General features: G+C 67.3%; 9 protein-coding genes and 1 pseudogene. 7 read left to right on the top strand and 3 right to left on the bottom strand.

The features are described 5' to 3' along the window. Positions 1-6: 6 nt before the first annotated feature. Positions 7-879, bottom strand: a complete 873-nt coding sequence (gene htpX / locus GV068_RS08200; protein WP_159696860.1) for a protease HtpX — start codon at positions 877-879, stop codon at positions 7-9. A gap of 184 nt (positions 880-1,063) precedes the next feature. Next, positions 1,064-1,363 carry a DNA-binding transcriptional regulator gene (locus tag GV068_RS08205; protein ID WP_229463901.1) on the bottom strand — a complete coding sequence of 100 codons (300 nt, stop codon included), beginning with the start codon at positions 1,361-1,363 and terminating at the stop codon, positions 1,064-1,066. Between the two features lie 231 nt (positions 1,364-1,594). Here GV068_RS08205 and GV068_RS25465 point away from each other — a divergent pair. The 4 genes and pseudogenes from GV068_RS25465 to GV068_RS08225 form a co-directional block, all read left to right on the top strand. Next, positions 1,595-1,723, top strand: a pseudogene (locus GV068_RS25465) (PAS domain S-box protein); the annotation flags it as partial. Between the two features lie 97 nt (positions 1,724-1,820). Continuing rightward, positions 1,821-3,587, top strand: coding sequence for an ATP-binding protein (locus GV068_RS08215; RefSeq protein ID WP_229463903.1), 1,767 nt, complete (start codon positions 1,821-1,823; stop codon positions 3,585-3,587). 68 nt (positions 3,588-3,655) lie between these two features. Beyond that, positions 3,656-4,627, top strand: coding sequence for a GGDEF domain-containing protein (locus GV068_RS08220; protein WP_159696861.1), 972 nt, complete (start codon positions 3,656-3,658; stop codon positions 4,625-4,627). A gap of 225 nt (positions 4,628-4,852) precedes the next feature. After that, positions 4,853-6,841, top strand: coding sequence for an MHYT domain-containing protein (locus GV068_RS08225; RefSeq protein ID WP_159696862.1), 1,989 nt, complete (start codon positions 4,853-4,855; stop codon positions 6,839-6,841). Positions 6,842-6,844: 3 nt separating this feature from the next. On the opposite strand, the gene GV068_RS08230 is transcribed toward GV068_RS08225, so the two are convergent. Next, the gene (locus tag GV068_RS08230; protein WP_159696863.1) at positions 6,845-8,911 is read right to left on the bottom strand and encodes a diguanylate cyclase; all 2,067 of its coding nucleotides are present in this window, start codon (positions 8,909-8,911) and stop codon (positions 6,845-6,847) included. A 367-nt stretch (positions 8,912-9,278) separates the two neighbouring features. On the opposite strand from GV068_RS08230, the gene GV068_RS08235 reads away from it, so the two are divergent. The 3 genes from GV068_RS08235 (at position 9,279) to GV068_RS08245 (ending at position 13,282) form a co-directional block, all read left to right on the top strand. Further along, entirely contained in the window at positions 9,279-10,673 is a 1,395-nt protein-coding gene (locus GV068_RS08235) for an amino acid permease (RefSeq protein ID WP_308637032.1), read from the top strand. A 129-nt stretch (positions 10,674-10,802) separates the two neighbouring features. Continuing rightward, positions 10,803-11,420 (top strand): isochorismatase family protein, encoded by a 618-nt coding sequence (locus GV068_RS08240; RefSeq protein ID WP_159696864.1) that lies wholly within the window; start codon positions 10,803-10,805, stop codon positions 11,418-11,420. A gap of 98 nt (positions 11,421-11,518) precedes the next feature. Continuing rightward, positions 11,519-13,282: a thiamine pyrophosphate-requiring protein gene (locus GV068_RS08245; protein WP_159696865.1), complete on the top strand. Its 1,764-nt coding sequence runs from the start codon at positions 11,519-11,521 to the stop codon at positions 13,280-13,282. Positions 13,283-13,388: the final 106 nt, after the last annotated feature.

Consider the following 13,388-nt stretch of genomic DNA (forward strand, 5'->3'; position numbering starts at 1 on the left):
TTTCTTTTATGCGCGCTGGAGCGCAGCGACGCGATCTTCGCACGACGGGTGGCTGCTGAACAGCGACAGCACGCCGCCGCCGGCGATGCCCGACGCCGCCATGTTCTTCGGCAGGTCGCCCTGCGCAATGCCGCCCAGGCGCTGCAGCGCCGCGATCATCGGGCGCGGCGTGCCCATGATGCTGGCGGCGCCGCGGTCGGCGCGGTATTCGCGCTGGCGCGAGAACCAGGCCACGATGATGCTGGCCAGGATGCCGAACAGGATATCGCAGACGATCGCCGTGATGGTATAGGCGATGCCCGGGCCGCTGCTGTTTTCTTCGTCCTTGCGCAGGAAGCTGTCGACCGCGTAGGCCACCACGCGCGCCAGGAAGATCACGAAGGTGTTCACCACGCCCTGGATCAGGGTCAGGGTTACCATGTCGCCGTTGGCGATATGCGCGACTTCGTGCGCCAGCACCGCCTCGACTTCTTCCTGCGTCATCGAAGCCAGCAGGCCCGTGGACACCGCGACCAGGGAAGCGTTCTTCGAGGCGCCGGTGGCGAAGGCGTTCGGCGCACCTTCATACACCGCCACTTCCGGCATCGCGATGCCGGCGCGCCGGGCCTGCGCGCCGACGGTGGACAGCAGCCAGGCCTCGGTCTGGTTCGCCGGCTGCTTGATCACGCGCGCGCCGGTCGACCACTTGGCCATCGGCCTGGAGATCAGGAGCGAAATGAAGGCGCCGCCGAAGCCCATCAGGCCCGCGAACACGAGCAGGGCGCCGAGATTCAGGCCGTTGGCGGTGAGGAAGCGATTGACGTCCAGCAGGCTGGCGGAGATGCCCAGCACCAGCATGATGGCGAAGTTGGTGGCGACGAGAAGAACGATGCGTTTCATGGATCCTGAGTGCGTTATCGAAATGCGGCAGGACGGCGCGATGGCCGCCACTGCTCATCCATAAGGATAACGCACCCGGCAGGTCCGGGAAAAGCGAAGAATACGGAACTATTACTTCATAAAACCGGAAGTAATCCTGGGGCCGCCTGCTGGAACGCGCAGCAGCCGGCCCGGGGGAGGGTGATCAGCCGTGCAGGTCTTCGTCGTTGAGGGTGCCGTTGACGTACAGGCGCAGCAGGATGGCGACTGGCGGCGGGATCACGACGCCGGTCTCGAAGCGGCTGCCGCTCGACTGGGTGACGCCGAAGCGGCTCCAGAATTTCTCCTGGCTCTCGCGCTTGCGGATGCGCAGGCGGCGCAGTTCATGCGGCGCGGCGGGCCAGGGCGCGTTGGCGGACGCCGTGACTGCGGCCAGCTCGGCGCCTGCCGCGTCCGTACCGACCATATCGATACCGAATTCTTCACCCATCATCTTGCCAGCCATTGCTTGTTCCTTCCGTTCGCCCATGTGGAGCCTCGCTTGCAGCCCGGCGGACTGCACCAAAGACTTGATCCTATCCGGAAAGATATGCTCCAAGGCTCACGAATAATCACGATTGTCTATTTTTTGTAAATGCCACTTTTGGTACGGAGTAGTGCTAAGGTGGCGGTCCGGAGGCATGGGCCGCCGCACAAACCAGGACAGCACTTGAACGACCAGTACCACCACGCCGCCATGTTTCGCGCCTTTTTCGAGCAGAGCACGCAGTACGCGGCACTGCTTGCGCCCGACGGCACCGTGATCGAGGTCAATCGGCAGGCCCTGGCTCCATGGGGCTATACGCGCGCCGACGTGCTTGGTGGATTTTTATGGGACGGAGGCTGGTGGCGCGGCGCGCCGGCGCTGATCGAACAGGTGCGCGCAGGCGTGGCGCAAGCGGCGAGCGGCGCCGTGTTCCGCTGTGAGCTTCCTTACTTCGATGCAGACGGGGGGGCGCGGCTACGCCGACATGACCATCGCGCCGCTTCTGGACGAAGCAGGGCGGGTGGCCTGCCTGTCGGCCACCGGCACCGACGCCACCGAACGCCGGCGTGTCGAGGAGCGCCTGCGCCTCCTCGACGACATCGGCGAGGCCACGCGCATTGCGGCCGAGCCGAAGGCCATCATGGAAGGCGCCACCCGGCTGCTGGGCGAACACCTGGGCGCAACCCGGGTCGCCTACGCCGACCTGGAACCGGACAACGACCGCTTCACCATTCGCCACGACTGGACCGAGCCGGGCGCCTTCAGCACGGTCGGCGTCTATTCGCTGGACCTGTTCGGCTCGCGCGCGACTTCCAATCTTCGGGTCGGACGCACCCTCGTGGTGAACGACGTCGATGCCGAACTCGCACCGGACGACGGCGCCGACATGTTCAATCAGATCGGCATCAAGGCCATCATCTGCTGCCCACTGGTCAAGCAGCACAGGCTGGTTGCCTTGATGGCGGTACATCAGCGCACGCCGCGGCGCTGGAGCGAGGACGAGATCGCGCTGGTCGACGCAGTCGTCGAACGCTGCTGGGCCCACATCGAGCGCGTGCGCTCGACCGAGGCGCTGCGCGAGGCCGACCGTCACAAGTCGGAATTCCTGGCGACGCTCGCGCACGAGCTGCGCAATCCGCTGGCGCCAATCCGCAACGGCCTGGAAGTGCTGCGAATCAGCGAAGGCCAGCCGGCTGCGACGGCCAAAGTCCGCGCGATGATGGAACGCCAGGTCGGGCAAATGGTCCACCTGGTCAACGATTTGCTCGACATCGCCCGCGTCTCGACCGGGAAGGTGGTGCTCAAGGTCGAGCGGATCACCCTGCAGGCGGTCGTCGCCAGCGCGGTCGAGACCAGCCTGCCGCTGCTCGAAGCGGCGCACCACACGCTGCAGCTGCGGATGCCGGAGCAGGCGGTGTGGCTGGACGTCGACCTGGTGCGCATGAGCCAGGTGCTCAGCAACCTGCTGTCGAATGCTGCAAAGTACACCCCGGGCGCCGGCCGGATCGCGGTGGAGGCGGAACTCGAAGGCGGGGAGGTCCTGATCCGGGTGTCGGACACCGGCATCGGCATCGCACCAGAGGCCATCGCTTCGATCTTCGACATGTTCACCCAGGTCGAACGCAGCCTGGACCGCTCGAAGGGCGGCCTGGGGATCGGGCTGTCGCTGGTGCGGCACCTGGTGGCGCTGCACGGCGGGACCGTCGGCGCCGAGAGCCGTGGGCCGGGACAGGGCAGCAGCTTCACCGTGCGCCTGCCGGTAGCGCAGGCCGTTGCCGCGCCCCCGCCGGCGCCGGCCGCTACAGCCGCCGACCCGGGCATCCAGGCGCAGGGACTGCGCATCCTGCTTGTTGACGACAATACCGATGCGGCCGATTCGCTCGCCTCCTTGCTCGAGGCGGCCGGACATACCGTTTGCACGGTGTACGACGGCGGCGAAGCCTTGCGCCTGGCGCCGTCCTTTGCGCCTGACCTGGCTTTCCTCGATATCGGCATGCCGGGCATGGATGGCTACCAGACCGCGCGCGCGCTTCGTGCGCTGCCGCAGCTCGATGGCCTGCGCCTGGCGGCGCTGACCGGCTGGGGCGCGGCGGAGGACCGGGTGCGCTCGCGCGAAGCCGGCTTCGATCACCATCTGCTCAAGCCGGCCTCGCCGGAGCAGCTGGCGCAGCTTCTTTCTTTCACGCCGAGGGGTGAAGGCTAAAAGAGGACATCGCCGGGGCAAACTCGGGTATGATCAGTTAGTTTCTTTCTGACATCATTCTTTTGGCCATGAACATCCAGCCCGAACACGGCAGCGAGTTTGCCGCGCGCGCCGTCAACCTTGCCAACTGCGGCCTGATCGTGCTCGACGCCGGCTACGAGATCGTGCTCTGGAATGGCTGGATGGCGCCGCGTTCCGGCTACGCCGCCGCCCGCGTGCGCGAGCGTTCGCTGTTCGAGGTCTTCCCGGAACTGCGTGGCTCGCGCGTCGAGTCGGCGGTGCTGGCGGCGCTGACCGAGGACCTCGCCACCACCGTGCCGCCATCGAGTGGCCGCGCGCCGTTCCCGCTGCGCGCAGCCGGCAGTTTCGACGGCGAGCGCATCGAGCAGGCGGTCAGCGTGACGCCCTTCAGCGAAGGCGGCGAGCGTTTCTGCCTGATCGAAATCCGCGACGTCAGCGGAACCGCCGACCGCGAGCGGCGTCTGCTCGACCACGCCGAAGCGCTGCGCGCCCGCTCGTACATCGACGGCCTGACCGGCATCGCCAACCGCCGCCACTTCGACGTCGCCCTCGACCGGGAGTTGCGCCGGGCCCAGCGCAACGGCGGCGCGCTGGCGCTGCTGCTGATGGACATCGACTCCTTCAAGGCCTACAACGACCACTTCGGCCACCAGGAAGGCGACGCCTGCCTGACCGCGGTGGCGCAGGCGCTGGCCGCCATGTGCAAGCGCCCGGCCGACGTCGCGGCGCGCTACGGCGGCGAGGAATTCGCCGCGATCCTGCCCGACACCACGTTGGAGCAGGCCCGCGCCCACGCCAACGCGATACGCGAACACATCGCGGCGCTGAACATGCCGCATGCGCCCACGGCGGTGCGGCCCTGGGTGACCCTGAGCATCGGGGTGGCGGCCTTCGACCGCGAGCGCCTGAACGAACCGGCGCTGCTGATCGAGGCGGCCGACAAGGCCCTGTATGCGGCCAAGCGGGGCGGGCGCGACCGGGTCGTGGCCGACGGCGACAGCGCGGCGGCGCCGGCCTGAGCGCATCGCCGCGGCCCCTGTGGCGCCCGCGCCTCGTTCGTGCGCCAAGTCTGCCGCGATCCTGTAGAATTGCTGTAGAGAAAGTAGCGAACGGCTTTTGAACCGCTCACGCGGCTCGGTAAAAGCCGATTCGGGAGCGCCTGCCGGCAGTGCGCTCGTGTACACTCGGAAGCGCCAGGAACGCAGCCGCACGCTGCGGCAGACGAAGGAAACCCACTACCTCCTATGCTGATCGGTCATTACCAACCCACGCTGGTGTTCCTATCGATCCTGGTGGCGATGTTCGCCTCCTACACGGCCCTGAGCATGGCGCTCCGGGTCAAGCAGTCGCATGGTTCTGCGCCGCACGCCTGGATGGCCGGCGGCGCCTTCGCCATGGGCAGCGGCATCTGGGCCATGCACTTCATCGGTATGCTGGCCTTCCGCCTGCCGATGCCGCTGGCCTACGATCCCCTGATTACTTTCGTGTCCTGGCTGCTGCCGGTGGTGGTGTCGGGCCTGGCATTGTGGCAGCTGCGCCACCGCGAGCTGGGCGGGCGCCACCTGGCCTGGGGCGCGGTCCTGATGGGCCTGGGCATCAACGCCATGCACTACACCGGCATGGCCGGCATGCGCATGGATCCCGCCATCACCTACGATCCCTGGCTGTTCCTGGGCTCGGTCGCGATCGCGATCGGCGCCTCGGCCGGCGCCTTGTGGATCGGCTTCCGTCTGAGCGAAAGCGACCGTCACCGGCGCCTGACCCAGGTCGGCGCCGCGGTGGTCATGGGCGGTGCGATCGCCGGCATGCACTACACCGGCATGGCGGCCGCGCACTTCGACGCCGGCAGCGTGTGCCGCGCCGCCGACGGCGGCGTCAACCAGGACCATCTGGCGATCCTGGTCGCGGTGGCGACCTTCGCGGTGCTCAGCATCGCACTGCTGGCCGCCATCTTCGATAGCCGCCTCGAGTCGCGCAACCGGACGCTGGCCGCCTCGCTCGAGACCGCCGCCGAGCGCCAGGAGCTCTACCTGCGCGAGCAGAAGGCGCGGGTCGAGGCCGAGCACCTGAGCCAGTTGAAGGACGAGTTCCTGGCCACGCTCTCGCACGAGCTGCGCACGCCGCTCAACGCCATGCTGGGCTGGTCCCAGCTGCTGCTGCAGGGGGCGCGCGACGAGGCCATGCTGCGGCGCGGCCTGGAGACCATCGAACGCAATGCGCGCGCCCAGTCGCAGCTGATCGAAGACATGCTGGACATGAGCCGCCTGATCGCCGGAAAAATCAGAGTGGAAGCCAAAGCGGTGACGCCGGCCGAATTCGTCAACGCCGCGCTCGAGACCGCGCGCCCGGCGGCGATCGGCAAACAGATCCACCTGGTGGCGGACGTCGATTACGATGCGGGGCCGGTGATGGCCGATCCCGCGCGCATGCAGCAGGTGATGTCGAACCTGGTGTCGAACGCGATCAAGTTCACTGAGCCGGGCGGCCGCGTCTCCGTCAGCGTGACGCGCGACGGCGACGAAGTCTCGATCGACGTGGCCGATTCCGGCATGGGCATCGATCCGGAATTCCTGCCCTATGTGTTCGACCGCTTCCGCCAGGCCGATTCCTCGTCCGCGCGGCGCCACGGCGGCCTGGGCCTGGGCCTGGCCATCGCGCGCCAGCTGGTCGAGCTGCAGGGCGGGGCGATCACGGTCGCCAGCGGCGGGGTGGGGCGCGGCGCCACCTTCACGCTGCACCTGCCGATCCACGAGGGCGCGACCGCCATCGAACCGACCGCGGCGCCGACCGCGCCGCCATCAAGCGAACACGCCGAGTCGAGCAGCGGCAGCCTGGCCGGCCTGACCGTGCTGGTGGTGGACGACGAACCCGATTCGCTGGAGCTGCTGCAGCAGGTGCTGTCCGAGACCGGGGCCCGCATCGTGACCGCGATGAGCGCCGGCGATGGCCTGCGCATGCTCGAACGCCATCGCCCGGATCTCCTGATCAGCGATATCGGCATGCCCCTGATGGACGGCTTCGAGCTGATCCGGCGCGTGCGCGCCATGCCTGAACGCGCGCTGGCGCGGGTGCCGGCGATCGCGCTGACCGCGTTCTCGCGGCGCGAGGACCAGCAGCGGGCGCTGGAGGCGGGGTTTGACGAGTACATGGCCAAGCCTTTGCGGCCGGCGGTGCTGGTGCAGACGGTGGTGGCGATGGCGGCGCGCAGTGCGCTCAGCCGCAGCGGGACCTAAGGCTTAACCCGGCTGCCAGTACATATCCGGCAACACGAGGTGCAGCCGCAGCTTGCGTTCTTCGCCCACGTCCTGCGCCTGCGCCAGGCTGTCGGCGCCTTCGATGCCTTCCACGATGAAGCCGCGGTTGCGGCCCGCTTCCTTGCCCTTGTAGAGCGCGCGGTCGGCCAGGGCGATTGCCTGCTCCCAGCCGAAGGGCGCACGGGCGCCGGGCGCGAGCGAGACCGCGCCGGCGGTGGCGCTCACGGCCAGCGCGGTGCCGTCTTCCAGTACCACCGGCGCGGCCGCGATCGCATTCAGGATGCGTTGCACCAGCAGCGGACGCTGGGCGTCGGACACGCCCTGCGAATACACCAGGAATTCCTCGCCGCCCCAGCGCAGCACCATGTCGGTCTCGCGCACCACCTCGTTCAGGCGGCGGCCTACTTCAACCAATACTGCGTCGCCCGCGGCGTGGCCGTACTGGTCGTTGATGCGCTTGAAGTGGTCGATGTCGAGCAGGGTGAAGCAGTCATTGGCCGTCGCTGGAGCCGCGCCCGGCGCCGCCGGCGGCTGCTCGCGCATCCGGTCGACGAAGGAGCGGCGGTTGAACAGGCCGGTGAGCGGATCGTGCGCCGAGCGGTGCGCCAGTTCGGCGTTCAGTTCCGCCAGGCGGCGGCCGGTGGCCTGCGATTTCCGGTACAGCATGAAGACGAAGCCCAGCAGCACCAGGGCCAGCACGGCGCCCAGCGAGGCCAGCGCAAAACGCAGGTTGCGGTTGCGGATCTCGGCGTCCTTGACCGCGTTTTCCTGGCGCAGGCGCTCGATCTGGGCGGCGCGCTCCTTGGCGTTGAACTGTTCCTGCAGGGCCGCGAAGGCCTTGTTGCGGCCCTCGACCGCCAGGGTTTCCTGGATTTTCTCGCGTTCGCGCACGGTGGCCAGCGCCTGCTTGTGCAGGCCCGCCTTTTCCAGCGCTTCACTCTTTTCGGCCAGGATATTCGAGACCGCCAGCATGGCGCCGGCCTTGCGCAGCTCCTGCGTGGTGCGGTCGATGTAGACGGAACCTTCGGCCATGCGGCCCTGGCCGAACAGCGCGAAGCCCAGGTTGGCGTAGACCATCTGGATCACGCTCTGGTCGCGCACCTGTTCGGACAGCGCGACGGCGGAACGTGCGGCGCGTTCGGCTTCGACGTAATTATGGCCGCGCAGCCAGGCATCGGAGACGTTGCCCAGCACGTTGGCCTCGATCCAGCGCAGGTCGTTGCGGCGCGCCAGCGCCAGCGCGCGGTTGAAGGCGGCGTGCGCTTGCGGCAGCTGGTCCAGCGAGACGTAGGCGCGGCCGTCCATGAAGTACATCAGGGCCTCGACCCGCGGCGTCATCTTCTCGTGACCCTGGCGGTAGGCGTGGGTGCTCTCGAGCGCCTTGACCGAGTCGCCGCTGTTCACGTACAGGCGCGCCAGCGCCAGCCGCAGGTCGGCCTCGCGCGGGCTCCACAGTTCGGGGAAGCGCTGCACCAGATCGAGCGCGCGCAGGTAGTGCGCCAGCGCGCGGTCATGCTGGCCGGTGGTGTTGTAGATGACGCCGTAGGCCACTTCCGCATTGGCCTCGAACTCGGTGTTGCCGAGCGCGCGGTATTGGGTGTTCAGGGTTTCCAGCATCGCCATCGCCGCGGCCGGATCGTTGTCGTTGAGGCGCTTGTGCACGCGCCCGAGGCTGGCCAGCGCCACCTGCAGGGCGTCGCCTTCGGCGCTTGCCAGCTTGATGATGCGTTCGTCGACCGCATAGGCCTCGCCCAGCTGGCCGGCATCGCTGTGGATACGGCGCAGCAGGCGCAAATAGGCAACCTGGACGGCGTAGGGCGCGCCCTTGGTAAAGGCAGGGGCTTCTTCCAGCAGCAGGCTGCGCGCCTCGGGGTTGTTGCGCTCCGCCAGCTGGGTCAGTTCGCGCAGGCGCAGTTCGGCCGTCACCGACGCGTCCGGCGCCGCCAGCACGCCAGGCACCGCCATGCTGGATGCCAACGCCAGCAGCAGGGCCGGGAGGGCCCTGCGCCATGCCCGCCTTGCCTTGCGGGATGCCAGTGGGATCGTCATGTGGTCGGGTGCTGAAAGTAGGGCGGGCGGCGGGAGGCCGACGGCATGCTTCAGATTATGTTCTGTTGACTTGTGGAAATCAAGCACCGCACATGTCACAAGATGTTTACGCAACGAACGTGGTTTTTCGATTGAAATAAGGGAATTATTCGACTTTCATCATTTACTTTGATTCCAAACAACAATCTGGTGATAATGTCACGGCTGCGGCATTGTCCGAGCATGCAGCGAGCAGCAGTATGGCGAAGTCGGTTCACGGGTCAGCATGCGGTCTACCGGCCGCATGGCAACGCGCTACCGCGGGCATACAGTGTCCCGGCACAATAAAGACGCGGAACCAACCTATTTATTGATTGGAGAACAAGTAGTGAGTCTTTTCAGAACCAAAAATCTTGATACGATGGTCGCGGCGGCCCAGAAGCCGGGCGGCCTCAAGAAGGTACTCGGCCCGTTCGACCTCGTCCTGATGGGCATCGGCGCCATCATCGGCACCGGTATCTTCGTCCTGACGGGTACCGGCGCGGTGACTGCTGGTCCGGCCCTGACGCTCTCCTTCATCGTCGCCGCCTTCGCCTGCGGTTTCGCCGCGCTGTGCTATGCCGAGTTCGCCTCGAGCGTGCCGGTGGCCGGCTCGATCTACACCTACAGCTACTTCACCCTGGGCGAGATCGTCGCCTGGATGATCGGCTGGGACCTGCTGCTCGAATATGGCCTGGCCACCTCGACCGTCGCGGTGGGCTGGTCGGGCTACTTCCAGTCGCTGATCAAGGGCTTTGGCATCGTGCTGCCGGAAGCGCTGCGCGCGGCCCCGGGCGCCCAGCCGGGCGTGAACACCCTGTTCAACCTGCCGGCCTTCCTGATCATGATGTTCCTGACCTGGATCCTGTCGAGGGGCGTGCGCGAATCGGCGCGCCTGAACAACATCATGGTGATCATCAAGACCAGCGTCGTGATCCTGTTCATCGTGGTCGGCGTCAGCTACGTCAAGCCTGAGAACTGGCAGCCCTTCATGCCCTTCGGCTTCGGCAGCGTGATGAGCGCCGCCGCGCTGGTGTTCTTCGCCTTCATCGGCTTCGACGCCGTGACCTCGGCCGCCGAGGAAGTCAAGAACCCGTCGCGTGACCTCCCGATCGGCATCATCGGCTCGTTGGCCGTTTGCACCGTGCTGTACGTGATCGTTGCCGCCATCATGACCGGCATCGTGCCTTTCATGAACTTCAAGGGCGTCGACCACCCGGTCTCGCTGGCCCTGCAGTACGCCGGCCAGGACTGGGTTGCCGGCTTCGTCGACCTGGCCGCGATCCTGGGCATGAGCACCGTGATGCTGGTGATGGCCTACGGCCAGACCCGCATCCTGTTCGCCATGTCGCGCGATGGGCTGCTCCCTAGCAAGCTGTCGGAAGTGCACCCGAAATACGGCACCCCGTACTTCGCCACCTGGATGGTCGGCATCGTGTTCGGCATCCTGGCTGCGCTGGTCCCGCTCGACGTGCTGGCCGAACTGGTCAACATCGGCACCCTGGCCGCGTTCTCGCTGGTCTCGCTGGCCGTGATCATCCTTCGCAAGAAGCGTCCGGACCTGCCGCGCGCCTTCCGCTGCCCGGGCGTGCCGGTGATCCCGGCCCTGGCCATCATCTTCTGCGTGAGCCTGATGTCCTTCCTGAGCTGGCACACCTGGGTAGCCTTCGTCATCTGGCTGGCGATCGGCCTGGCGGTGTACTTCCTGTACGCGCGCCAGCGCTCGCTGCTGAACAATCAGTAATCGCGCGCTAGCGTACTCAGGACGCCCGGTCCCCGCGAGGGGGCCGGGCGTCCTGCTTTACAGGGCCGTGATAAGCTTGAGGGCGAACGTCGGCCATCCCGGGCGGCGGCTTTGCGAAAGACTGCTTCCATGAGCGCCATCGTGCTCGGCAAGGGCGACGCCCTCCTGATCGTCGACCTGCAGAACGACTTCCTTCCCGGCGGCAGCCTGGCGGTGCCGCGCGGCGACCTCGTGGTCGCGCCCATCAACGCACTCGTCGCGCTGTATCGCGAGCGTGGCTTGCCGGTCTACGCTTCGCGCGACTGGCACCCGCTCGACCACTGCTCGTTCTCGGCCCAGGGCGGGCCCTGGCCGCCGCACTGCGTGGCCGATTCCGAAGGCGCGCTGTTCAGCGGCGCGCTGCAATTGCCGGACGATGCCATCATCGTGTCGAAGGCCACCACCGCGGCGGAGGATGCCTACTCGGCCTTCAATGGCACGGGCCTGGCGCGCAGCATGCTCGCCGAGGGTATCTCCCGTCTCACGGTGTGCGGCCTGGCCACCGACTACTGCGTGCTTAATACCGTACTGGACGGGATCGGGGCCGGCTTCGAAGTACTGCTGGCGCTGGACGGCACCCGCGCCGTCGAGGTAGCCCCGGGCGACGGCGACCGCGCGATCGCGCGCATGCTGGCCAAGGGCGCGGTGCCGGTCAGCCTGTCCGGCGGCCACCTGATCGCCGATCCCAAGCTGGGCGCGCGGCTCTAGCACACTATGCGCGCCAGCGCACGGTGGCTCCGGTTGTAAGCGCTTAGCCTGCTCCTGCATGCCCGCCGGTGGGCGTGCGCACCTTGACGGGGGAGCGAATGGCAACGGTTGGCGATTTCCTGCTTGAACGCCTGCACGGCTGGGGCGTGCGGCGCATCTTCGGCTATCCGGGCGATGGCATCAACGGCATCATGGCAGCCTTTGGACGCCAGCAATCCATCGAGTTCATCCAGACACGGCACGAGGAGATGGCCGCCTTCATGGCCTGCGCCCACGCCAAGTTCACCGGCGAGGTCGGGGTGTGCCTCGCCACCTCCGGACCCGGTGCGATCCACCTGCTGAACGGCCTGTACGACGCCAAGCTCGACCACCAGCCGGTGGTCGCGATCGTCGGCCAGCAAAAGCGCAGCGCCCTCGGCGCCAACTACCAGCAGGAGGTCGACCTGATGGCGCTGTTCAAGGACGTCGCCGGCGAGTACGTGCAGATGGCCACCACGGCCGAGCAGGTGCGCCACCTGGTCGACCGCGCCGTGCGCATCGCGCAGAGCGAGCGCTGCGTCACCTGCATCATCGTGCCGAACGACCTGCAGGAAGAAGATGCGGTGCCGATGCCGCCGCGCGAGCACGGCTATACCTTTTCCGGCGCTGCGCCCGCCAGCCGCGCGCTGGTGCCGCCTGAAGACGCACTGCGCGAGGCGGCGGCCATCCTCAACGCCGGCAGCAAGGTCGCGATCCTGGCCGGCGCAGGCGCCCACGGTGCGCACGACGAGCTGGTCGAGGTGGCGGAGCTGCTGGGCGCGGGCGTGGCCAAGGCCCTGCTGGGCAAGGCAGTGCTGCCGGACGACCTGCCTTTCGTGACCGGCTCGATCGGCGTGATCGGTACCCAGGCCAGCAATGACATGATGCAGGAATGCGATACCTTGCTGATGGTCGGCTCGAGTTTCCCCTATGCCGAGTTCCTGCCGCCCGAAGGACAGGCGCGCGGGGTGCAAGTCGATATCGACGGCCGCATGCTGAGCCTGCGCTATCCGATGGAAGCGAACCTGATCGGCGACGCCAGGGCCAGCCTGCGCGCGCTGATCCCGCTATTGGAACGCAAGCAGGACCGTTCCTGGCGCGACCGGATCGAGCAGAACGTCGCCGACAGCTGGCGCGTGCTCGGCGAAAAGGCCCTGGAGCCGGCCAAGCCGATCAATCCGCAGCGCGTGTTCACGGAGCTGTCGCCGCGCCTGCCCGATGAGGTAATACTGGCAGCCGATTCCGGCTCGGCCGCGGCCTGGTATGCGCTCGACCTGCGCATCCGGCGCGGCATGCTGGCCTCGCTCTCGGGCGGCCTGGCCACCATGGGCTCGGCCGTGCCCTATGCGCTGGCGGCGAAACTGGCGCACCCGGGCCGGCCGGTAATCGCCCTGGCCGGCGACGGCGCGATGCAGATGAACGGCATCAACGGCCTGATGTCGGTCGCCTGGCACCGTGAGCGCTGGACCCACCCGACCTTCATCGTGCTGGTGCTGAACAACCGCGACCTGAATTTCGTCACCTGGGAGCAGCGCGGCCAGCAGGGCGAACCGAAATACGAGCCTTCGCAGCAGCTGCCCGATTTTTCCTACGCCGCCTACGCGCGCCTGCTCGGGCTCGACGGCGAACGGGTGGAGGATCCGGAAGCGCTCGGCGCCGCCTGGGACCGGGCGCTGGCGGCGCAGGGGCCGTTCGTGCTGGAGGTGCTGGTCGATCCGAACATCCCGCCCTTGCCGCCGCATACGGTCGAGAAGCAGAAAGAGCAGTACCAACAGGCGATCGAAAAAGGCGACGCGGAAGCGGAGGAAGTGCGGCGGGGGATGGACACGCAAGGTAAAACTTGATCGAATGGTAAAGCTTTGGCTGTCCCGCCTTTGTCGTTTTGTAATCCCTTTCTTACATACTCACAGCGCCGCTACCGATTTCGTGTAAATAGTTCAGTCCGGATAA

Source organism: Massilia sp. 9I (assembly GCF_902506415.1).
In the GTDB taxonomy this organism is placed as follows: Bacteria; Pseudomonadota; Gammaproteobacteria; order Burkholderiales; family Burkholderiaceae_D; genus Telluria.

Coding starts and splice junctions, on each gene's coding strand:
- htpX (WP_159696860.1), bottom strand. CDS start 879: ATGAAACGCATCGTTCTTCTCGTCGCCACCAACTTCGCCATCATGCTG.
- GV068_RS08205 (WP_229463901.1), bottom strand. CDS start 1,363: ATGGCTGGCAAGATGATGGGTGAAGAATTCGGTATCGATATGGTCGGT.
- GV068_RS08220 (WP_159696861.1), top strand. CDS start 3,656: ATGAACATCCAGCCCGAACACGGCAGCGAGTTTGCCGCGCGCGCCGTC.
- GV068_RS08225 (WP_159696862.1), top strand. CDS start 4,853: ATGCTGATCGGTCATTACCAACCCACGCTGGTGTTCCTATCGATCCTG.
- GV068_RS08230 (WP_159696863.1), bottom strand. CDS start 8,911: ATGACGATCCCACTGGCATCCCGCAAGGCAAGGCGGGCATGGCGCAGG.
- GV068_RS08240 (WP_159696864.1), top strand. CDS start 10,803: ATGAGCGCCATCGTGCTCGGCAAGGGCGACGCCCTCCTGATCGTCGAC.
- GV068_RS08245 (WP_159696865.1), top strand. CDS start 11,519: ATGGCAACGGTTGGCGATTTCCTGCTTGAACGCCTGCACGGCTGGGGC.